Source organism: Bacteroides sp. OF04-15BH (genome assembly GCF_003477995.1).
GTDB lineage: Bacteria > Bacteroidota > Bacteroidia > Bacteroidales > Bacteroidaceae > Paraprevotella.
The window spans coordinates 61950-84045 of record NZ_QUEM01000009.1 but is presented as its reverse complement, the minus strand read 5'-3'; the positions used below and the strand labels follow the sequence as shown (position 1 = coordinate 84045).

The 22096-nt window shown below is 47.7% G+C and carries 17 protein-coding genes; 8 read left to right on the top strand and 9 right to left on the bottom strand.

Features of this window, described 5'->3' with window-relative positions; all coding sequences use genetic code 11:
• Positions 1-18 precede the first annotated feature (18 nt).
• The 3 genes from DXA74_RS05895 (at position 19) to DXA74_RS05885 (ending at position 4524) form a co-directional block, all read left to right on the top strand.
• The gene (locus tag DXA74_RS05895) at positions 19-1182 is read left to right on the top strand and encodes a fimbrillin family protein (RefSeq protein ID WP_118525849.1); all 1164 of its coding nucleotides are present in this window, start codon (positions 19-21) and stop codon (positions 1180-1182) included.
• 163 nt (positions 1183-1345) lie between these two features.
• The gene (locus tag DXA74_RS05890) at positions 1346-2443 is read left to right on the top strand and encodes a fimbrillin family protein (RefSeq protein WP_118525848.1); all 1098 of its coding nucleotides are present in this window, start codon (positions 1346-1348) and stop codon (positions 2441-2443) included.
• A 32-nt stretch (positions 2444-2475) separates the two neighbouring features.
• Entirely contained in the window at positions 2476-4524 is a 2049-nt protein-coding gene (locus DXA74_RS05885) for a hypothetical protein (protein ID WP_118525847.1), read from the top strand.
• Positions 4525-4650: 126 nt separating this feature from the next.
• Here DXA74_RS05885 and ybeY read toward each other — a convergent pair whose 3' ends face one another.
• On the bottom strand, positions 4651-5079 hold the full coding sequence (gene ybeY, locus DXA74_RS05880) for an rRNA maturation RNase YbeY (RefSeq protein ID WP_118525846.1): 429 nt from the start codon (positions 5077-5079) through the stop codon (positions 4651-4653).
• A gap of 14 nt (positions 5080-5093) precedes the next feature.
• Positions 5094-6125, bottom strand: coding sequence for a Holliday junction branch migration DNA helicase RuvB (ruvB, locus tag DXA74_RS05875; RefSeq protein WP_118525882.1), 1032 nt, complete (start codon positions 6123-6125; stop codon positions 5094-5096).
• Positions 6126-6250: 125 nt separating this feature from the next.
• On the opposite strand from ruvB, the gene DXA74_RS05870 reads away from it, so the two are divergent.
• The 4 genes from DXA74_RS05870 to DXA74_RS05855 are packed head-to-tail and all read left to right on the top strand — an operon-like array spanning position 6251 to position 12595.
• A complete protein-coding gene (locus tag DXA74_RS05870; protein ID WP_118525881.1) occupies positions 6251-7483 on the top strand; it encodes a nucleoside recognition domain-containing protein in 1233 nt (410 codons plus the stop codon).
• Positions 7484-7523: 40 nt separating this feature from the next.
• On the top strand, positions 7524-9017 hold the full coding sequence (locus tag DXA74_RS05865) for a lipopolysaccharide biosynthesis protein (RefSeq protein WP_118525845.1): 1494 nt from the start codon (positions 7524-7526) through the stop codon (positions 9015-9017).
• An 18-nt stretch (positions 9018-9035) separates the two neighbouring features.
• Positions 9036-10394 carry a TIGR00341 family protein gene (locus tag DXA74_RS05860; protein WP_118525844.1) on the top strand — a complete coding sequence of 453 codons (1359 nt, stop codon included), beginning with the start codon at positions 9036-9038 and terminating at the stop codon, positions 10392-10394.
• 32 nt (positions 10395-10426) lie between these two features.
• Entirely contained in the window at positions 10427-12595 is a 2169-nt protein-coding gene (locus DXA74_RS05855; RefSeq protein ID WP_118525843.1) for a S46 family peptidase, read from the top strand.
• A 361-nt stretch (positions 12596-12956) separates the two neighbouring features.
• Here the strand turns inward: DXA74_RS05855 and DXA74_RS05850 are convergent, their stop codons facing one another.
• Together DXA74_RS05850 and DXA74_RS05845 are read right to left on the bottom strand one after the other, a co-directional pair.
• Positions 12957-14885, bottom strand: coding sequence for a DEAD/DEAH box helicase (locus DXA74_RS05850; protein WP_118525842.1), 1929 nt, complete (start codon positions 14883-14885; stop codon positions 12957-12959).
• Between the two features lie 118 nt (positions 14886-15003).
• Positions 15004-16617 carry an alpha-galactosidase gene (locus tag DXA74_RS05845; protein WP_118525841.1) on the bottom strand — a complete coding sequence of 538 codons (1614 nt, stop codon included), beginning with the start codon at positions 16615-16617 and terminating at the stop codon, positions 15004-15006.
• 208 nt (positions 16618-16825) lie between these two features.
• On the opposite strand from DXA74_RS05845, the gene DXA74_RS05840 reads away from it, so the two are divergent.
• Entirely contained in the window at positions 16826-17746 is a 921-nt protein-coding gene (locus tag DXA74_RS05840; RefSeq protein ID WP_118525840.1) for a carbohydrate kinase, read from the top strand.
• On the opposite strand, the gene DXA74_RS05835 is transcribed toward DXA74_RS05840, so the two are convergent.
• The 5 genes from DXA74_RS05835 to DXA74_RS05815 form a co-directional block, all read right to left on the bottom strand.
• Entirely contained in the window at positions 17743-18861 is a 1119-nt protein-coding gene (locus DXA74_RS05835) for a DegT/DnrJ/EryC1/StrS aminotransferase family protein (protein WP_118525839.1), read from the bottom strand. The two genes, DXA74_RS05840 and DXA74_RS05835, sit on opposite strands and share 4 nt — an antisense overlap.
• Positions 18858-19823: a GNAT family N-acetyltransferase gene (locus DXA74_RS05830; protein ID WP_118525838.1), complete on the bottom strand. Its 966-nt coding sequence runs from the start codon at positions 19821-19823 to the stop codon at positions 18858-18860. Before DXA74_RS05830 ends, DXA74_RS05835 begins: the two co-directional genes overlap by 4 nt.
• Before the next feature lie 3 nt (positions 19824-19826).
• Positions 19827-20222 (bottom strand): FdtA/QdtA family cupin domain-containing protein, encoded by a 396-nt coding sequence (locus DXA74_RS05825; protein WP_118525837.1) that lies wholly within the window; start codon positions 20220-20222, stop codon positions 19827-19829.
• A gap of 73 nt (positions 20223-20295) precedes the next feature.
• The gene (locus tag DXA74_RS05820; protein WP_118525836.1) at positions 20296-20856 is read right to left on the bottom strand and encodes a TIGR00730 family Rossman fold protein; all 561 of its coding nucleotides are present in this window, start codon (positions 20854-20856) and stop codon (positions 20296-20298) included.
• Positions 20857-20923: 67 nt separating this feature from the next.
• On the bottom strand, positions 20924-21904 hold the full coding sequence (locus DXA74_RS05815; RefSeq protein ID WP_118525880.1) for a helix-turn-helix transcriptional regulator: 981 nt from the start codon (positions 21902-21904) through the stop codon (positions 20924-20926).
• Between the last annotated feature and the right edge of the window lie 192 nt (positions 21905-22096).

Here is a 22096-nt window from a genome sequence, read left to right as displayed (position 1 = left end):
TAAACTAAATTTTGTTTTATGAAAAAATTATTATTCGCTGCGGCAGTCATTACTGCCATGGCATCTTGCTCAAACAATGAGATTATTGATGTAAACCCGGGAGAAGGCATCTCCTTCAGAACTTCTCTGGACAAGGCAACACGTGCAAATGCTGCTAATGTTACCACTTTAGATAATCTTTCAGAGTTCAAAGTTGCAGGTATTGGAAATGGTGCAACTTATATGCCTGAATTATTGGTTTCAAAATCAGCCTCAGCATGGAACACCGCTTCAACATATTATTGGCCTGAATTCGGTTTGAAATTTTTTGCCTATGCTCCTACTAACCTCGGAACAGGTAGTGCAACCTTAAACCATACTGCTCAAACGATTAGCGGATTTGCACCTGCTACAGAAATTGCAGATCAAAAGGATTTGCTGATTTCCTACAACACAGGAAACAAAACAAACAATGAAGCCAACGGAGTAGAAATGAACTTTAAGCATGCTCTTTCTCAGATTGAAATTTTAGCTAAGAATTCAAATCCTAATATTAAGATTGAAGTTAAGGGAGTCCGTATTGTCAATGCTGGTAGAAAAGCAGACTTTACATTTCCTACTGAAATAACAAATTCTGCATATACCTTACCTCAAGCACAATGGTCTAACTTACAGGAAAAAGATACCAGAGAAGCTTATAAAGTAAAAGGTGAAAACATTGTAGAACTGACTTCTAATGCTCAATCTATCATGTTTGGAAAAAAGAACTTTATGCTGATTCCTCAATCTTTGACAGCATGGAAGGGTAAAGGATATAACGATGGAGCATATATTTCTGTGCTTTGCCGAATCTATAGCAAGTCTGGAAGCGAAGAAATTCTACTGTATCCTAAAACTTCACCTGCAACCAGAGCCTCAGTAATACTTCCAGAGCAAACAATGTATGCATACGCTTCTGTTGCAATCGGTACAAACTGGGAACCAGGAAAGAAATATATCTACACTCTTGATTTCTGCTCTACAGCGACCAATGGAGGCGGAGCTGGTCTAATTGATCCAAACCCAGATACAACAGACCCTGAAGTTGATACAAATCCAAAACCAGGTTCAAACGGTGGTGATCCGGTTCTGAACGGTCCGATCAAGTTCACAGTTACAGTTGACGAATGGACAGATGCTTCTGAAAATATTATCATGAACTAATTCAACAACCATCCATTAATAACTGCAAAAGGCAGGGACGCGTTCTTAAATACGATTGTTTATGTTAAAGTTTCTTCATGTGTCCCTGACCTTTTCCCAAGAAACAGAATCGGGGTGTATTGCTCACCCCGATTCTACTTTTTAATACAAAACCCAAAAACAGATGAAAAAGATTTCCCTTTCCAACACTAAAAGTCTTTACCTTTCCGGAATAATCTGTAGCCTGTTCTGTGGCATCCTGCTTTCCTGTTCGGAGGATAACACAGATAAATTGGAATCTTCGAAAGGGATTTTGTTTATCCCAAGCATCCAAGAATCCTGGTTACAGTCCGGTCGATCTGCAACATCGCAGACCACAAACAACAATCATGTCAGCATCTTATATAAGGAAGGGCAGAAAGCCTTGTACTTACATACCATCTACAGCGACAGGAACAATGCAAATCCGTTCTCTTTGCAAAATGACAAGGCTCAAACAAGAAATACTCCTGTTACAGCCAGTAATATGTATGCCTCATTCGGTGTATCGGCATTTTGCTATACGGATCAATGGAATGAAAACAAAACCCCAAACTATATATATGATGCCACGGTTCAAAAAACGGGCAATGCATATGCACTCCCATCCATGTACTACTGGCCGGGGGCTTCTTATAAACTGAAATTTTTTGCTTATGCTCCCCAAAGAGACGCAGCCTACACACTGTCGGGTGCCGGCACACCCGGTTCACCGACAATACATGCCCTCATTCCCGCCAGCGTAAACGACCAGAAAGATCTTCTGGTAGCCTCAACCGATGAATACTCTGGAAACAGTGCAGCGGCAGTGCCTCTGGCATTTAAACATCCGCTTACAGCCATACGGTTCGCCTGTGGTGAAAATGTCTCTGCCGGAAAACTTGTAAAAGTCAGCCTGAAAAACGTATATACCGAAGGTACTTATAATATGGGAACAGAACAATGGACCCTAACCAATGCGACCGGCTCCTTCGAACAACTCCTGAACAAAAATATTACGGGAACAAATAACGAAGAAATAACCACCTCCTCGCAAACCTTCATGATGCTACCGCAAACCTTGCCTGCGAATGCTCAAATTGAAATAGTCTTTGAGGATCAGAGCGGACAAACCACACTAACAAGCAGCATCGGCGGAAAGACATGGCCCATGGGAAAAACCGTTACCTATAAAATTTCAATGGACGATAAAATTATCATCGAAACCAATCTGGGAAACTTTACGGATGGTGGTGAGATATAACCACCTCCTGATAACACAAAAACAATTAGATCATGAAATGGATTACCTCTTATAAATACATGTTCCCCCTACTGGCACTGCTGGCTCTTGCCACGGCCTGTGAGGATGAGAACGAAGTCTGGAACGAACCGGCACTTGAATCTTCTGTTGAGGATTTCTCACAATATACCGGAGAAATCATACGCATCGGTATAGAAACAACGTTACCCAATGCGTCAGCAACACCAGAGGCATCAACACGGGCCTTAAAAGAAGATAATGGTGTATTGCAGATAGACTATTCCAAAATGCTGGGAGCAGTCTCAGTACATATCGCCCTGCGCAATAAAACGACTCGCGAGATTACCTACAAGACCATCACCGACGCACGCATCGAACTCGACAATGGAGTCTATAAATTAGTTTGCCATAGCGCGAGTCTGCAACTGAAAAAGGGATTCTTCAAGGACGGCTCTTGGGAAGTATGTGCCCTTATCGACAACCGGAACAAAGTGCAAAGCGGAAGATACAAGAATATTGAGTTCAACACTCTGGACTATTTAAACCCTAACGGTGGAGTCTCTGACAATGAACTGGAACAAATGGAAGTTCCGCTCTATAGCAAGTATCAGGATGTAACCACCGACAGCGAGGGCCGCAAGGTGCTCCGTCTGGATTTTGCCCCTCTGGGAACTGTAATCACCGCAACACTGACAGACCCTTTCTACACCGATGTGGCATTTACACAAATAAAACTAAGCAACAGCAACGTTGTTGCAGGAAACGTCATTCTGAATTTCGGTGAGGAAAATTCTACAATGGGGATTCCCGACATCAAGCCCAAAACTTTGGGAGAAGGCAGAAGCACATTGAGTTTCAAGACTCCCGTAATGACTAAAGACAAAAAGGATGTCAAGGCTTATCTTTGGTGCATCCCACTGATGAAGAAGAGTGTGAAGCCTGAGTTTAATATCTTCTATAAGATTTCTCTGGCCGACGGAGCAGACAGCACGGAATATGCGTCAGAGAAAACACTGGCAAACGGCTATGAAAACTCCAGAAACTACAGAATGAGAATCAAGTTGCCGGAATCTGACTTGATGATTACGGAAGTTGGCCATCTAAATCCCGGAGGCTGGAATTACTCGTATGTAGAGATATTCAATCCAACCAACAGAACCATCGATCTGTGGCAGTACGGACTGATCCGAGTATTGGACTGGAATTCGTCAAACAGCGATCCCAACGTGGCAATCTGGCAAAATCGTTATAACGCACATGTCGAAGGTTCAATCGATAACGCGTTGGTACAAAGTTTGCACCTGGCAACAGAATACGACCCTATATGGACTGTCAGCGGGGAGAATATCAATACATCTGGCGTAAAAAGAAACTTGTTCGCACTCTTGTACGTAAACAATACCAAGGATCAGCGCTATACAAATAACCACGTGCTTGAGCCCGGTAAATGTATTCTGATCTTTGCAGGAGGAACAAGACTAGATATGGTCAAAGGGCATCCGAACCAATATAAGTATTTCCCTACAGGAAATCTGTGTTTCAACTCTTTTTATTTGCCGAATGCCGTATTCAAAGGATATTGCAAATATGTTCTGGCAGTTGATAACGGGGCACATACCAATGCTTATGCTGCTATCGGATCGCACAGAAGTGGTGAAGCAGGAGTCATGCAGCATGGAGGAGACCACTCCATGATTCTGGTAAAACGGGAAAGAGTTGACGGGGGTAAATATCAGATATTGGATGCCCAAATGGGAACAATCAATAAAAGAATATTTAATCAGTTTAAGAATAATATTGCAGTAACACTTCCAAGCGGAAATGACTGGGCCTGGTATGGCCGATTTGCCAATGTGATGTATCCTCTGACATTAAAACCGGCCAAACAATATCAGCAGGTTCCGATTTTCTTGCCTAACGGAGGCGTCAGAAATGGAGAAGGAACTTTCCTTGACTGGCTCTTCTTTATTCAGCCATGGACAGACTTTCCCCACAGAACCTCACCGGGAACACGTTTTCCGATGGATGAGGTCAGCAATGGAGGCAAACGCCTGTTCGGCTCTACTTTGGAACATGGATAAAATAAAAGTTCTTTTATGAAGAAACTTTTTCAGACAAGGGATATTGCATAAAACGTGAAACAATTCATCTTCATAAAAGAAAAATCAGCGAAGTGCGATTCAGATTGCACTTCGCTGATTACGTTTTTATTCGTGATGCATTTCCTGACGCAAAGCCAAAGCTTTGTCCTCGGCAGCCTCCATAATCTCGCGTTCACCCGGTCCTTTGTCGTTGATGCCGCAAAGATGCAGAATGCCATGAATGATTACACGGTACAGTTCGTTTTCATAAGTGGCTCCAACCAGTTCGGCATTACTCCGCACGGTATCCAGACTGATAAACAGATCTCCTGAAATGCGATCTCCCTCGCAATAGTCAAATGTAATGATGTCTGTGTAGTAATCGTGCTGCAAATACTGACGGTTCACCTCCAGAATCTTCTCATCATCCACAAAAATGTAGGCAATCTCTCCCACTCTCTTGCCGTAAGTGGCGGCCACGGCCTTTACCCACTCCGTGTTTTCGCGCTTTTTTATATCGGGCATGCGCACTCCCTCTGCATGATAAGTAATCATATTCTTTAATCCGTTTAATCAAACAAACTTCCCAAACTGCCGCTCTCGTAACGGTTCACTCCCAGATGACGATAAGCCAGTTCGGTCACTTCACGTCCGCGCGGAGTGCGCTTGATAAAGCCTTCCTTAATAAGGAACGGCTCATAAACCTCTTCCACCGTACCGGCATCTTCGCCAATGGCGGTGGCAATGGTAGAAATTCCCACGGGACCGCCCTTGAACTTGTCGATAATCGTGAGCAGAATCTTGTTGTCGATCTCATCCAGTCCGAACTGATCGATATTCAGAGCCTCAAGTGCATAACGGGCTATCTCCACATCAATGCTTCCGGTTCCCTTCACCTGCGCAAAGTCGCGCACACGGCGCAACAGGGCATTGGCAATACGCGGAGTGCCGCGACTGCGCGAAGCAATCTCGCCGGCAGCCTCCCAGGAAATCGGTACATTGAGGATGCCCGAAGAGCGCTCTACAATGCGTGCCAGCACTTCGGTATCGTAATATTCCAAATGCAGATTGATACCGAAACGGGCACGCAACGGTGCCGTCAGCAAGCCGCTTCGGGTTGTGGCACCGATCAGCGTAAAGGGATTCAGATCAATCTGAATACTCCGTGCCGAAGGGCCCTTGTCAATCATAATATCAATCCGATAGTCCTCCATAGCCGAATACAAATACTCTTCCACGACAGGGCTCAGACGATGAATCTCATCAATGAAAAGCACATCATTCGGTTCCAGCGACGTGAGCAGTCCGGCCAGATCACCGGGCTTGTCCAACACCGGACCGGAGGTGATTTTAAAGCCAACCCCCAATTCATTGGCGATGATATTACTCAGAGTTGTTTTGCCCAATCCCGGAGGACCGTGGAGCAAAGTATGGTCTAAAGGCTCGCCCCGATACTTGGCTGCCTCGACAAAAATGCGCAAGTTATCCACCACCTTGAACTGTCCGCTAAAGTCTTCAAAGCGAAGCGGGCGCAAGGCGTTTTCGAAATCCCGTTCACCGGTATTCCGTTGCTGTTGTCTTATATCAAAATCTTCTTCCATTTCATCGCAAAGATACAACAATAAACAGTTCTCAGCAAAAAAGACAGCGTTTATCACAAAAGCGCCTGATATTAACAGAAAAAAATGTAACTTTGCCCCCTGATATTCATACGATATTCCAAATTATGGTGCTTAATTACATATGGATTGCCTTTTTCGGCATCGCTTTCCTTACGGCATTGGTCAAGCTGATTGCTTTCGGCAACCTGGAAATATTCCCGGCCATTATGGATGCCACTTTCTCCAGTTCAAAAACAGCATTCGAGATTTCACTCGGTCTGACCGGTGTTCTTTCCCTTTGGATGGGAATCATGAAAATCGGTGAAAAAGGAGGTCTGGTCAATGCACTGGCCCGATGGCTCTCCCCGCTCTTCATCAAGCTTTTTCCCGATCTGCCCAAAAACCATCCGGTCATCGGCAACATCTTTATGAATCTGGCAGCCAATATGCTGGGACTGGACAATGCAGCGACTCCACTCGGCCTGAAGGCCATGGAAGGACTGCAGGAACTGAATCCGAAAAAAGATACGGCATCGAATTCCATGATCATGTTCCTGGTGCTCAACACTTCGGGACTGACACTTATCCCGGTGAGCATTCTGGTGTATCGCGCCCAGATGGGAGCGGCGCAGCCTACGGATATTTTCATTCCCATCCTGCTGGCCACTTTCATGTCTACCCTCGTCGGAATTATCGCCACGGCCCTTTATCAGAAAATCTCGCTATGGAACAAGACCATCCTTACTGCCCTGGGCGGATCACTCCTATTGGTGGGACTGCTCATTTGGGGCTTTAGCAGTATGGACCGCGAACAGATGAATGCCGTGAGCACCACAGTGGCCAATGTTTCGCTGTTTTCCATCATCATGGCCTTTATTGTTGCCGGAATGCGGGCCAAGACAAATGTGTACGACGCATTTATCGAGGGAGCCAAAGACGGTTTTTCCACCGCAGTACGCATCATCCCCTATCTGATTGCCATTCTGGTGGCCGTAGGCGTGTTCCGCGCCTCTGGAGCCATGGATCTTCTGACAGACGGTGTTGCCGCCTTATTACGTTGTTGCGGTGCCGACGACCGCATTGTGGGTGCCCTGCCCACTGCTCTGATGAAACCGCTGAGCGGAAGCGGAGCGCGCGGCATGATGGTGGATGCCATGCAGACCTACGGTGCCGATTCGTTTGTGGGCCGTCTGAGCTGTATTTTCCAAGGCTCTACCGACACCACTTTCTACATTCTGGCCGTATACTTCGGCAGTGTGGGCATCCGCAAGACCCGCCATGCCGTGACCTGCGGTCTGCTGGCCGATGCCGCCGGAATACTGAGCGCCATTGCCGTGGCCTACTTCTTCTTTGGATAAGACAAGAATAAACAAGTTGTAACTTAAAGATATTCATTTTATGGCAGAACTAAAGTCTGTGGTGAAAGACACCGCAATTTATGGACTGAGCAGCATTATCGGACGATTTCTGAACTATCTGCTCGTACCGCTTTACACCGCCGTGCTGCCGGCCGGCTCCGGAGGTTATGGCGTGGTGACCAACATTTATGCCTATGTGGGACTGATTCTGGTGATTCTGACTTTCGGAATGGAAACCACTTTCTTCCGCTTCGCCAACAAGGAAGGTGAAAAACCGCTGGTGGTTTATTCCACAACTCTGATTATCGTGGGCACCATCTCGCTGTTCTTCCTGTGCATGGTTTTGGGCTTTCTGCCCCAAATCTCACAAGCAATGGGCTATGCCACCCATCCGGAATATATCGGCATTATGGGTGCCTGTGTGGCATTGGATGCCTTTCTGGCCATCCCGTTTGCCTGGCTCCGCTATCAGAAAAGACCGATAAAATTTGCCGCACTGAATCTGTTGTTCATCTTCCTGAACATCGTGACCAACCTGCTTTATTTCCTGGTATTGCCCAAACTCTATCCGCTCTATCCGGACGTTATCGGACTTTTCTACAATCCGGGAGTCGGTGTGGGCTATATTTTCGGACTGAATCTGGTGTGCAAGGCAGCCATTGTGGCTTTCTTCATTCCGGAACTGACGGGATTCAAATACATTCTCGATGTGGCACTGATGAAACGCATGCTGCGTTATTCCTGGCCGATATTGGTACTGGGTATTGCCGGAATCCTGAATCAGACCGCCGACAAAATCATCTTCCCGCTGGTTTACGGTGATATTCAGGAAGGACAGGTGCAATTGGGTATTTACGGTGCCTGCGTAAAGATTGCCATGATCATGGCCATGATTACCCAAGCATTCCGATATGCCTACGAGCCGTTTGTGTTCGGTAAATCCAAGGATCAGGACAGCAAGACGACTTATGCCAAGGGTATGAAGTTCTTCATCATCTTCACCCTCCTGGCGTTCCTGTGCGTCATGGCCTGGCTCGATGCCTTGAAATATATCATTGCTCCCGGATACTGGGACGGATTGCGGGTGGTACCGATTGTCATGGCCGCAGAAATCATGATGGGTATCTACTTCAATCTGTCTTTCTGGTACAAGCTTATTGACAAGACCATCTGGGGCGCCTGGTTCTCTCTGGCCGGATGCGCCGTGCTGTTGGTCATCAACTTTGTCTTCATTCCCCGCTATGGATATATGGCTTGCGCCTGGGGAGGTTTTGCCGGATACGGCACTTCCATGATTCTTTCTTACCTCGTAGGCCAGAAGAAGAATCCGATAAACTATCCGATGCGCAGCATCATGACCTACATTGCACTGGCGCTGCTGCTCACTCTGGTTATGGTCTACATTCCCGAAAACTGGAACATCTGGGCCCGTTTGGGAGCAAAGACCATTCTGGTTATCCTCTTTGCCGCCTACATTGTCAAGAAAGACTTCCCGCTGAAAAGCCTTCCGGTAATCGGAAAATATTTCAAATAACCTATAAACCGGCATATCATGGAGAAACATCTGATGAAAACAATCAAACAACTGGTCAGCAGAGTTTTCTATGTTGGTGAGGACAAAGCACCCGAACAGGAAACCATCGCCCGCATCAAAGACAGCGTAGACTTCCGCGGTGCCAAACTGTGGATTCTGATTTTCGCCATATTTGTGGCTTCACTCGGCCTCAACACCAACTCCACGGCTGTGATTATCGGCGCCATGCTGATCTCGCCGATTATGGGCCCCATCATGGGAATGGGACTGGGAGTCGGCATCAATGATTTTGAACTGTTCAAACGCTCGCTGAAAAGCTTCATTACGGCCACCATATTCAGTGTGCTTACAGCCACAGTCTACTTCCTGATCACTCCGCTGGCCGAAGCCCAGTCGGAACTGCTGGCACGCACGGCTCCCACCATCTACGATGTGTTCATCGCCCTGTGCGGCGGTCTGGCCGGTATCATAGCCACCTGCAGTATCAGCCAGCGAAACGGTAATGTGATTCCAGGAGTAGCCATCGCCACGGCCCTGATGCCGCCTATATGTACCACCGGATTCGGTATTGCCACCGGCAACTGGCTTTATGCAGCCGGAGCCTTTTACCTGTATATGATCAACACGATCTTCATCAGTCTGGCCACTGTTATCGGAGTGCATATCATGCACTTCAGCAAGAAAGAGTTTCGCGATGCCCAGCGTGAGCGGCGCGTCAAGCAAATCATTGCCGCCATTGCCGTAGTCACCATGGTGCCGGCCTCCATACTCACCTATCAGCTGGTACGTGAAACCGTGTTCGAAAACAAGGCCAACAACTTTATCGTGCAGGAGCTGGAGTCGGATACAACCAAAATCGTGACCCGCGACATCCGATACAAGGAAAAGGCCATCAATGTGGTTCTTTTCGGAAAAGAGGTGAGCAAAGAAAGACTGGCCGAAATCCAGAAGAAACTGGACAAACATGGACTGGAAGGAACCAGACTATCTGTTGTTCAGGGCAGCAATAACCTGAACTCAAAAGAAATACAGACAATACTGAAAGGAAACGCCAGACTCCTGTCGGAGGAAATACAGACCGAACAGCTGCAACGGGAAAAAGCCGAGCAGATAGAGAAACAGTGGCAACCCGTGGAAAAGGTGCTGAATTCGGCTGAAAGCGTACAGAAAGAATGCCGGGTTCTGTTTCCCGAAATCAGCAGTCTGCACATCGGTTACGGTATAAACATGCATCTGGAAGATGCTGCCCCAACCGACACCGTCACGCTGATTTCCATCCGGCTCAAACAAAGAATCAACCGGAAGACGGAGGAGAAGCTGAAAGAATGGCTCAAGCAAAGAATTCAGGCAGACTCTCTGGTGATTTATCCTTTATGAGAATAAACAAAACAATTCTTTAAATACAAGTTATGAAAAAAAAGTTTATGACCCTGCTTGCCCTGTCGCTGATGGCAAGCACGCACATGAAGGCCGATGAAGGCATGTGGATGCTCAACAGCCTGACTCCACAAAGTATGAAAGTGATGAACGGACTGGGATTGCAGCTGAATGAGAAGGATCTCTACAATCCTAACGGCACTTCGCTGAAGGATGCTGTTGTCAGCTTCGGCGGTTTCTGTTCCGGAGTAATCGTTTCGCCGGAAGGACTCGTGTTCACCAACCATCACTGCGGTTTTGCCAACATTCAGGCACTGTCTACTCCAGAAAACGACATGCTGAAAAACGGTTTCGTGGCATCTGGCAAGGAAAAGGAAATCCCTGCTCCGGGACTTTTTGTTGATATCCTGCAATACACAGAGGATGTAACGGCACGCATCAACAAAACCATGGACAAAATTTATAAGAAGACCACCAAGAAGCAGCGCGAAGCTTACGGTGAGAACTGGAAAATCCAGGTGCTCGACGAGCATATCGACTCTATCTTCGAAGAGATTCAGAAAGAATACACCAAGGGAGATCCGACTCTCCGTGCCGAGGTAAGCTCTTATTACAGCGGTAATGCCTATTATGTATCGGTATACAAGCACTTCACCGACATCCGTCTGGTGTTCACTCCGCCACAGAGTCTGGGTAAGTTCGGTGGTGAGACCGACAACTGGATGTGGCCGCGCCAGACTTGCGATTTCAGCGTGTTCCGTATTTATGCCAACGAAAAGAACGAGCCGGCCGACTATGCAGCCAGCAACCGTCCGTACCAGCCTAAATATTTTGCTCCGGTATCTATCCAGGGATTCCAGATGGGCGACTACTGTATGACTTTGGGATTCCCGGGAAGCACCGACCGCTATCTGTCTTCTTACGGTATCGAAGAGCGCATGAACAGCATCAATGCCGCACGTATCGAAGTGCGTGGTGTCAAGCAGGATGTATGGAAAAAGTGGATGGACAAGGACGCAACCATCGGTCTGCAATATGCTGCCAAGTATGCACAAAGCTCTAACTACTGGAAGAACAGTATCGGTATGAACAAGGCTCTGAAAGAGCTGAAAGTGGTAGAGCAGAAGCAGGAACTGGAAAACCGTCTCCGCGAATGGGTCGGAAAAGATGAAAAGAACAAGAAAACATTCGGTAATCTGTTCCAGAACCTGGAAGAAGCCTACAAAGGCAGAAAGTCTGATTTCTATGCTTACATGTTCCTGCGCGAGACCTTCTTCGGCGGATCTGACATTTTCAGCATTGCCAACACCGCCAATGCCTGGATGGAATCCAAGGATGCTGACTACAAGAAGCGTCTGGTAGAAGTTCTGGAAAAGAAGTTCAAGGACTACAACGAGAATGTGGACAAGGAAGCTACTGCCGTTCTGCTGAAATACTACGGAAAGACTGTGGCTCCGGAATATCTGCCGGCCTTCTACACCACCATCAAGAACGATTTCAAGGGCGACTATCAGAAGTTTGTGGAAGACCTGTTCCAGAAGTCTGCTTTGTCGGATGCAGCCGTTCTGAAGAACCTGAATGCCGATGCCCTGAAAAAGGATATCATGATTACGTACATCAATCAGGTGAAGGACCTGAACGACAAACTGACTGAGAAGAACGAGAAGCAGGCTTATGCCATCGCTGAAAACGAGAAGCTGCTGTGCCGTGCCATCCTGGAGATGGAAGAGGATCAGGCTCACTACTCTGATGCCAACAGCACTCTGCGTCTGAGCTACGGTATCGTGGCCGATTACACCAACGAAGGTGTCCGTCAGAACTATTTCACCACCTCACAGAGCATGCTCGACAAGATTGCGCAGAGCGATTCTATCGCCGACTACGAGGTTGAACCAAGCATCACTGCTATGCTGAAAGCCGGAAACTTCGGTCCTTATAAGGATAAGAAAACCGGCGAGATGCAGTTGTGCTTCATCACCAACAACGACATCACCGGCGGTAACTCCGGTAGCCCGATGTTCAACGGTAAGGGTGAACTCATCGGTCTGGCCTTCGACGGTAACTGGGATGCCATGAGCAGCGACATCAGCTTCACTCAGAGTCTGACCCGCTGTATCGGTGTGGACATCCGCTATGTGCTCTACATCATCGACCAGTGGGGCAAGGCTGACCACCTGATCAAGGAAGTAAATGCAAAATAACAAAGCACTCATTCAGTCAGAGCCGGCATGATGCCGGCTCTGACTTTTTTTATTTGTCATCCAAAAAGATACTTACAGAATCGGCCTCCGGGCCTAATCGGTCACTTATCCAAACAAGCCTTTCAGAAACAGCACATTATACATTCTGAGCTTTTCTGCCGAAGATTCTGAAAAAACATCCTGATCAAAAAGAAAAATCATTTCGATGGTTTTCGGAAATCATCGAAATGATTTTTCTTTTTGTTGCCGTGCAAATGTTTCCCGGAAACAGAAGAAGTAATAAAAAGCAACAAAAGGGGCTGTACCGTGCATACCGGTACAGCCCCTTTTATTGCTTTACTGAAAAGAATAGTCAGGCAGACTATTTCTTTTTAGGATATCTTCTGGCCCAGCCTTCTTCCGAAAAATCCGGCTCCTCGCCTACCAGCTCATCCGATGAGTTTCCTCCCGAGAAGAACTGTTTCCAGTCATCCTTAGTATATTTCTTTCCACGCGGTGCGGTATATCCGCGCTCCTCGCGCGAAGGCTTTTCCTTTTTATCTTTCTTGCGCTCCTTGGCCTTTGGTTCTTCCTTACGGTCGGCACGCGCCTTTTTCTCGCCGCGACGGGTCTCCTTGTCACGATTGTCGTCCTTGCGCTTTCTCTTGCGTTTAGAAGAATCGTCTGCATTCTCGTCGCTGGAAGCCACTTCCACAACTACCTTGCGTCCCTTTACCTGTACCTTGGACAGACCGGAAATTACCCGGTCGGCTTCTTCCTCGGCCACCTCAAAGAAAGAGAAACTCTTCATCAGGTCGATACGGCCCACTTCGACCTTTCCCTTCACATGGTCATTGACCAGTTTCATGATTTCCTTGGCATAGAAACCGTCCAGCTTGCCCAGGTTCAGGAACAGACGGGTGAATCCTTCTTCGGCATTGCGGCCACGCTTGCCTTTGCCCTTCTCTCCCTTGGCTTTCTCGGCCGGCTCTTCAATCTCCGGAGCGTTGGCATAATATTGCAGGAAGCGACCGAACTCACGGCTCACAACGCGCTTGATCAGCTCTTCTTTATCCAGCCACTCCAGTTTGCGATATACTTCGGGCAGGAACTGTTCGATCTCTTCCTCGTCCACCTCCACACGCTCAATGTCGTCAATCACCTTATACAACTGTTTGGCACAGATGTCCTTTCCGCTCGGCAACTCTTCCTTGACAAAGCTCTTGCCGATAATCTTCTCCACCTCGCGCACTTTGGCACATTCACGGGTGTTGATGATGCAGATGCTGGTACCTTTCTTTCCTGCGCGTCCTGTACGTCCGCTTCGGTGCGTATAACTCTCCGTATCATCGGGCATACCGTAGTTGATGACGTGAGTCAGGTCCTCCACATCGAGTCCGCGGGCAGCCACATCAGTGGCCACCAGGAACTGCACACGGTGCTGACGGAACTTCTGCATCGTCAGGTCACGCTGCTGCTGCGACAGTTCGCCATGCAGGGCCTCGGCATTATATCCGTCCTGAATCAGCTTATCGGCAATCTCCTGCGTTTCCATACGGGTGCGGCAGAAGATAATGGCATAAATCTTGGGATAATAGTCCACCACGCGTTTCAAGGCCAGATATTTGTCGCGGGCATGCACCATATAATAGACATGGTTCACCGTCTCGGCACCTTCGTTGCGCGAGCCCACTACAATCTCCTGCGCATGGCGCAGATATTTCTTGGAGATACGCTCAATCTCCTTGCTCATCGTGGCCGAGAAAAGCAGCGTGTTGTGATTCTCGGGAATTCCGGCCAGAATGGTATCTATACTCTCCGAAAATCCCATGGAAAGCATCTCGTCGGCCTCATCCAGAACCACATTCTCCACCTGTCCCAAAGAAGCGGCTCCGCGCTCCATCAGGTCGATCAGACGACCGGGAGTAGCCACAATGACCTGCACGCCTTTCTTCAGGGTGCGTATCTGCGACTCAATGTTCGTACCGCCATAAACGGGCAGCACGCGTACTGACGGCAAATATTTGGAATACGCCTCCAGATCGTCGGCAATCTGAAGACACAACTCACGGGTTGGAGACAAAATAACAGCCTGCGTATCGGTGCGGCTGGGATCAATCTTCTGTAAAACAGGCAAACCGTAGGCAGCGGTTTTTCCTGTACCTGTCTGCGCCAGGGCAACGACATCATTATTCACTCCCAGCAAGTAAGGAATCACTTCCTCCTGTACCGGCATGGGGTGCTCATACCCCAGTTCTTCAATAGCTTTACGGATTTCCTCAGAAACTCCAAGCTCTTCAAATGTTTTCAAAATACGTATCTTATTAAAAATTCAGTGCAAAGGTAGCTAAAAAAGAAGACATTACCCGAGCCCAAACCCTGTTTTCAAGTTTTTTGTGTTTCGAAAACAATAAAAGAGGAGGCGTTCCTTAGTTTTTTGCCCCACCGCGAAGCTCGATATAGTCTATATTGGGAGCTGCTCCGCCCTTCTGAAACAGACGGATGGTATTCTTTCCGGGACGGAGTTTCACGACAATTTCGGCAAAAGCGATATCGTTCCATCCTGCCGAACGCAGGCGGGACAAAGTGTATGTTTTTCTGCCGTTGATCTTCACGCTCAGGTTGCGCTCCTCGGCACTGGCAAAAGCAATTCTCAAGGTATATTTGCCTCCGTTTTTGCTGTACACCGTGCGCCACTCCATATAGTTGTCTTCCCGGTCGATATCCCCCAGATAACCGACATAAGCTCCCGAAGAAGAGTTTGCATCGCTGATGACACGGGCAAAATCTCCGGGCTCGATGGCCGAATACTGCTCCAGCCAGGCATTTTCGGCTTCATATCTGCTTTGTTCCAGACGCTCCTCGGCCTCCATGCGGTAAATGCGGGTACCGTGTGCCGGAACCTCGACCGAAAAACGGGAATCTGTCACCTGCGGCAAATTGGCATGCGCATAAAGATCACGCACCTGTACCTTTCCTCCCAGTCCCAACTTCTTCAAATCAATATGGATTGTCTGGCCGATATCTCCGGAATTGTAAAAGGCAACGGCACGGGCCTTTCCGAAGCGTGTCTCCACATCCTTCACCAAAACATAAGAGTTGCCCTGTTTCTCCACCACCTCGGCCTGTATGGCCAACGGGTCCTGATTCAAGGCAATCAGTTCGCTGTTGGTCAGCAAGGCAAGCGTTTTATCGCTTATTTGGGTCATGTCGCACCCGATCATCAAAGGAGAGCTCATGATGCACCACATGCCAAAATGGGTCTTGTCCTCCTCTTCCGAAAGGCCGCGCCCCACTTCCATGATGTCCATATCATTGAACTTTCCCTCGGTGGCATAGGCCGACATATACAGGTTTCTGCCAATGATTCTCTTCACAGCCCCCCAAGACATGTTGATGTCGGCATCAATACGCCACGAAGTGGCCACATCGTGCACCCAGGTACCGGGAAAAGCCCAGCGGCAAACATTCATCCGGACATTCTTCTTTCCGGTCTTTTCTACAGCCCGACTAATGGCTGTGTACCGCTCCTGTTCGTTCAGATCCAGTTTCTCTGTATTCTGCCCCGGGTCTCCCCCACAAAAATCCACCTTGATAAAATCAAAGTCCAACTCCTTGAAGAAGAAATCCGCATCCTGCTGGTCGTGTCCATACATGCCCACTCCTACTCCTATTTTATCGGCATCCCAGAAAGAGCCACAGGTATTTCTGCCGGCATCCGAATAAATGCCGGCCTTAAAGCCCAGGCCGTGAATAAAATCGACAACGGGTTTCAGGCCGTTCGGGAAACGGGTGGGATGAATCAATAAATTTCCGGCAGCATCTCTGCCTCCAAAGTAACCGTCATCAATATTGATGTATTGGTATCCGGCTTTGCCCAAGCCTTTGTCGTACATGGCCTGAGCCTGCTTCTTGATGGCTTCTTCGCTGATATTTACCCGATAGGTATTCCAGGAGCTCCAGCCCATAGTGGGGGTTTCATAAGCTGCCAACGGTAGGGAGAACAAAAAAAGTAAAAAGCAAAAATTTCTTCCGCGTTTCATGGTATTGATTGATTAGTTATTCAGAATTTCATAGAGATTACGGTACAAAAATATCATATCCCCGCTCAAAAAACAAGAATTTATCCGGAAAGAACTGCACAATCGCATCGGATAAGAACCCGTTTTTGCAGTTTTGCACTTGCAAAACTCCGTATTTTTTGCGAATATTGCATCACTTTCCTTGATAAAACAAACTAAAAACTAGAATATGCGTAAAGTGATTTGTGCCGGTGAAACCATACTGGACATTCTGTTTAAAAACAACCAGCCGATAGCAGCCGTGCCCGGCGGATCTTCTTTTAACTGTATCATTTCTTTGGGAAGAGCCGGTGTTCCGGCTTTCTTTTTAGGCGAAACCGGCGAAGATGCCGTGGGCGACCAGATTGCGGCATTCCTGAAAGAGAATCAGGTCAGCACCGATTATTTCACCACCCGAAAGGATATCCGCACCGCGGTGTCTCTGGCTTATCTGAACGAGAAAAACGACGCACAATACGTTTTTTATAAAGACAAGCCCAAACCGAACGACAACTTCTGCATCCCCGATTTTCAGAAAGAGGATATTCTGGTTCTGGGTTCTTACTATGCTATCTGCCCGAACCTGAGAGCGCAGGTAAAACAACTGCTGCATGCCAACAAAGAGGCCGGCGGAATGGTTTATTACGACATCAATTTCAGAAAAAGTCATCAGCAGGAACTGGAGGCTTTGACTCCGGCCATTCAGGAAAATTTCACTCTGGCAAGCATTGTACGCGGATCGGCCGATGATTTTGAGATTATGTATGGAACCAGAGAGGCTGAGGTAATCTATAAGGAAAAAATCGCTCCTTATTGCCCGGTATTTATCTGCACCAATGCCAATAAAGAACTGAAGGTGTGTCTGCCCGACCGGGTTTTGGCTTTTCCCATAACGCCGATAAAGACGGTCAGTACCATAGGGGCCGGAGACAATTTCAACGCAGGATTCGTTTACGGACTGATGCGTTATGGCATCAAGAAGGAAGATTTACTGCAAATGGAAAACCATCAATGGGAAAAACTGGTAAACTGCGGACTTTACTTCGCCGCCAATGTTTGCCAGAGTATTCATAACAGTATTGACCCGAAACTGGATCTCAGTTGCCTTTAAAAGGCAACCTGATCCAGAAATTCGTTGATGGCGTCAATCACACAACGGATATCTTCTTCGCTCATCTCCGGAGAAATAGGCAGACTGAGCTCTTCGCGATGTATCCGCTCCGTAATGGGCAGCGAACAGGCCGCAAACTCGGTCATGGAATCCTGCCGGTGAGGCGGAATCGGATAATGGATCAATGTCTGGATTCCGCGTTCTTTCAAGAAGGCTTGCAAGGCATCGCGCTGCGCACAGAACACCGTAAAAATATGGAATACATGTGCCTCCGGATCATCAAACGCAGGAAGACACAGTCCGGACGAAGGACGGATTCCCTGAAGATAACGCAACGCTACTTGCTTACGTTTCTCGTTATCCTGATCCAACCGTTTCAATTTCAGGCGCAAGACAGCGGCCTGCAACTCATCCATTCTGCTGTTGACCCCACGGAAAGGATGCACATATTTCTTGGAGGAACCGTAGTTGGACAGCACACGCACCCGGTCGATTAAGGCCTCATCATCTGAAGTCACGGCACCGGCATCGCCAAGCGCTCCCAGATTCTTGCCCGGATAGAAACTGAATCCGGCAGCATCTCCCAAAGCACCCACACGCACACCGCCGTCCCGTGCTCCATGGGCCTGCGCACAGTCTTCCACAATCTTCAGGGCATATTTCGCCGCCAAAGACTTTATTTTGGGCATGTGGCATGCCCGGCCATACAGATGAACCACCAGAATAGCCTTGGTCTTTTCAGTAATCAATGCTTCAATCCGCTCTGGATCAATATTACAGGTCTCCCATTCGGGTTCGCAAAGCACAGGCTTCAGACCGGCACGCTGCACGGCCAGTATGGAAGCAATATAAGTATTGGCAGGAACAATCACTTCGTCGCCCGGCTGCATCAGTCCCAACGAACAGTAAGCCATGAAAATCAGTGTCAGGGCATCCAGTCCGTTGCCCACAGCCACACAACCGGCTGTTCCGCAGTAATCGGCAAACTCCCGTTCAAAACCTTTGTTTTCTTCACCAAGCAAATACCAGCCCGAACGGACAATCCTTCCTACGGTTTCCGACAGTTCCGGTTCAAAAGAGTGATTGATTTTTTTTAAGTCCAGATAATCTATCATCGTGTTGTTGTTCTTATTGGCAGTTCATACATATCATATACCACAGCGCGGCCGCCCATACCTTCTTTCTGAAAGATCAGTCCCTCGTTGAGGAACCATCCTCCCTGCTCTACCGATGTGCCCATATCGAAATATTTCTTGCTCCGGAAGTGTTCATGAATCAACCGGTCGAAAAGGAAATCCACGGCCCCGCATTGTCGTCCACAGTCCGTAGAGGCGATATACTGCACATGAACGGCGCATTGCGACACATAGAGCACCGTGCCGGCTACGGTCTGTCCCGCCGTATCGCACACCCGATACAACAGAATGTTCTGTGGAAAACGCTGATGCAGCAGCAGAATCTCGTCCAAAGTATGTACCGGAGTGGCCTGATGACGGTCTTGCAGATTCTCCCGCAACACAGCCCAGAATGCAGCCCAGCCCTCATCCTGAAGCAGACAGAACTGTTCCTGACTGGCTTTCTTTACTTTTCTTTTCCGGAGGGTACTGAATCCTAAAGCATTTTCCGAAGGAATCACCGAGGATATCTTCCGCTGTTTCAAGACAGCTCCCAGGCGGAACAGGGCATACAAGTCCTCCTGACTGGGATAACGGGCATAGATATATGGAATGGGACGATAGCACCAGGTTTCCACATCTCCGCGCTGCTTCAGATAATCCACCACAGCCTGAAACAGTTCGAGCATACTTTGCGCGGTCATGCTGTCCTGAATCAGAAAACCTCCAAACGTAAGCCCGTTGTGCGAAGCAAAAGTGCTTCCGCTCAAATGGGCCGGCAAAAGCGCCATGAGCTTGCCGCCCTGATAACATAACAAAGAATGATCCTGAAAGCGGTCGGCGTGATAGTCCATATATTCTCTGTAGAACAGGAAAATGGCATTACGCGATCCGTTTACAAAATCATTCCACAACTGTCTTTTCTCAGACGAATAAGGTTCTAAAAGCCACGCTTTCTCCATAAATCATTCAGCTACTGGATGCACGATTTTCTGAAACACTTCATAAGAGTTGATATACGTCTCGGGCTCATAGGGATGAGAGGCCATGACAAGCAGCACAGCATCATCGGAAAATTTCAGCAGTTCATTCCAGGTCAGCGGCGGCACCAGCAGTCCCTTGTCGGGCGAATCCAGCAGATAATGCTTTCTCTCCTGCGCATTCTCCAGACAGATTTCCACCGTGCCGTGCACGGCTATCAGATACTGATAAGATATCTTGTTGGCATGCATTCCCCGGCTTTTGTCTTCGGGAACCTGATAAATCCAATATATTCTCTGCACTTCAAAAGGCACCTCTCGCCCCACTTCGGCAATGGTCAGACAACCTCTTGAATCTGTATAGGTTTTCAATAAATCCATAGAATCTGTAAATAGATATGCAAAGTAAACAAAAAGAATCCATATCAGGAAGCAATCTTCCGAAAACTACAAGCTAAGCACCCGGAACAGCCTTGGTATAGTCTGCCATCAGCGTTTCCAGTTCCTCAAGCGAAGCAACGACCCGCAGATAGTTTTGGCAAGGGACATTGATAAACGACTTTCTGTCGTACTCCTCAAGCAATGCCAGCAACGAGTTCCAGAATCCGGATTCATTATACAGGACAATCGGTTTTTTCTGATATCCGATGCTGTCGGCTGCCATCAAAGTAAAGATCTCATCCAAAGTTCCCACGCCCCCGGGCAAAGCGAGAAGCACATCGCTCTGCTCAATCATAATCTGTTTCCGGTCGTTCAAATCCGTACACGGAACCAGCTGGTCGATATACGCACTGGCGCGACGCTTGGTCTCCAATATGCGCGGAACCACTCCCACAACGGTTCCTCCCGCTTCGTGCACTCCTTGCGCCACACACTCCATGGAACCGGAATTGGCTCCTCCGTAAACCAACGCCCATCCCATCTGACCGATTTTCCGGCCCACACGCAGGGCTTCATCATAATAGGCTGCCTCCAGTCTCTGCGAAGCAGCACAAAATACACCAATATGTTTCATAACAAACAAAGTTGCACTTTTCCTTTCAAAAAGCGCAACTTTGTCTGTTAAATGAATAAAAATAGAATCAGAGTTTTACATCTTCCAGATTAATCAGCCCATTGACAATGGCGTATATGGTCAGTCCGGCCGGAGAATGAATCTGCAGTTTGCGACTGATGTTCCTTCTGTGGGTCATGACCGTATTGACAGAAATGAAAAGCTTTTCGGCAATTTCCTTATTCGAAAGCCCCTTGACGACACAGACAATCACCTCCCGTTCGCGATCACTCAGCGAATCTGTTCCTGCATTGTCCGTTTGCCCGCTTTCCTCTTCCTGGGCCTGCAAGGTCTCCGCACGCAGGGCACAATCCTTTTCCAACTTCCGGACAGCCTCAATATAAAGCGTATCCTCCATCTGGCAATGGTTGAAAAGATCTTCCTCCAACATATACAAATCCATCAGTACTTCGTTCAGCAACTGTCCGTTGCTGTCGCTGGGATAATATTTGATGATGATACTTTTCAACTCGCCCAGGCTTTTGTCTATCTGAGCATGATTATCATGATGCTTTTCTTCCAGCACATTGATGTTCACTCCCGTCTCCGAAAGTTTACCGGCAAGCAGTCCTTCCACATAAGTATGGATGTATTTGTCTTCATATTCCATGTGTCGGGATACTTCGGCAGCAAACTCATCATAGAATTTCAGAATGAGAAAGGCAATCTGGTTACGGGCCGAACAGTCAATACTTTCTATGAGCTTACGACGGATAGCAGGTATTCGGAAATCAACAAAATAGGTATGCGACTGCGACAAATACTTGGTCATGGCCGCCACAGAAATGGTTTCCACCACATCGCCAACGTTGACTCTTCCGTTAGACTTGATAAAATTGACCACAGCCAGAAAGGTCATGGTATCCACGCCATTGGAAGCGCAGGCCGTGGTCACGGTCTGGTCGCCAAATCCGAATGTCAATCCAAAACGGCTGATCACCTGCAACAGACGATAATCGTCGCAAATGATGTCACTCATCTTGTCTGTTTCCTTATATTTTTCCGTCATATCACCTTGTTTATTTTTTACGGTGCAAAGAAAATTAAAATCGGCCAAAGAAACAATCACTACATCTAAGTATTTTTCAAGGAAGCAACCAACAGAGAGCTCTATCTGCCACAAAAACAGGTAGAAACCGAATGAAGAAAATCATACAATTTAAGTATTGCAACCAAACCGGACAGGCCTTAACTTTGCAAC

Excerpts from the sequence above, each read along its gene's own strand:
- ybeY (WP_118525846.1), bottom strand. The coding sequence starts at position 5,079 with ATGATTACTTATCATGCAGAGGGAGTGCGCATGCCCGATATAAAAAAG.
- DXA74_RS05860 (WP_118525844.1), top strand. The coding sequence starts at position 9,036 with ATGGAGAAACATCTGATGAAAACAATCAAACAACTGGTCAGCAGAGTT.
- DXA74_RS05820 (WP_118525836.1), bottom strand. The coding sequence starts at position 20,856 with ATGAAACATATTGGTGTATTTTGTGCTGCTTCGCAGAGACTGGAGGCA.
- DXA74_RS05835 (WP_118525839.1), bottom strand. The coding sequence starts at position 18,861 with ATGATAGATTATCTGGACTTAAAAAAAATCAATCACTCTTTTGAACCG.
- DXA74_RS05865 (WP_118525845.1), top strand. The coding sequence starts at position 7,524 with ATGGCAGAACTAAAGTCTGTGGTGAAAGACACCGCAATTTATGGACTG.
- DXA74_RS05840 (WP_118525840.1), top strand. The coding sequence starts at position 16,826 with ATGCGTAAAGTGATTTGTGCCGGTGAAACCATACTGGACATTCTGTTT.
- DXA74_RS05895 (WP_118525849.1), top strand. The coding sequence starts at position 19 with ATGAAAAAATTATTATTCGCTGCGGCAGTCATTACTGCCATGGCATCT.
- DXA74_RS05870 (WP_118525881.1), top strand. The coding sequence starts at position 6,251 with ATGGTGCTTAATTACATATGGATTGCCTTTTTCGGCATCGCTTTCCTT.
- ruvB (WP_118525882.1), bottom strand. The coding sequence starts at position 6,125 with ATGGAAGAAGATTTTGATATAAGACAACAGCAACGGAATACCGGTGAA.
- DXA74_RS05830 (WP_118525838.1), bottom strand. The coding sequence starts at position 19,823 with ATGGAGAAAGCGTGGCTTTTAGAACCTTATTCGTCTGAGAAAAGACAG.
- DXA74_RS05815 (WP_118525880.1), bottom strand. The coding sequence starts at position 21,904 with ATGACGGAAAAATATAAGGAAACAGACAAGATGAGTGACATCATTTGC.
- DXA74_RS05825 (WP_118525837.1), bottom strand. The coding sequence starts at position 20,222 with ATGGATTTATTGAAAACCTATACAGATTCAAGAGGTTGTCTGACCATT.
- DXA74_RS05855 (WP_118525843.1), top strand. The coding sequence starts at position 10,427 with ATGAAAAAAAAGTTTATGACCCTGCTTGCCCTGTCGCTGATGGCAAGC.
- DXA74_RS05885 (WP_118525847.1), top strand. The coding sequence starts at position 2,476 with ATGAAATGGATTACCTCTTATAAATACATGTTCCCCCTACTGGCACTG.
- DXA74_RS05845 (WP_118525841.1), bottom strand. The coding sequence starts at position 16,617 with ATGAAACGCGGAAGAAATTTTTGCTTTTTACTTTTTTTGTTCTCCCTA.
- DXA74_RS05890 (WP_118525848.1), top strand. The coding sequence starts at position 1,346 with ATGAAAAAGATTTCCCTTTCCAACACTAAAAGTCTTTACCTTTCCGGA.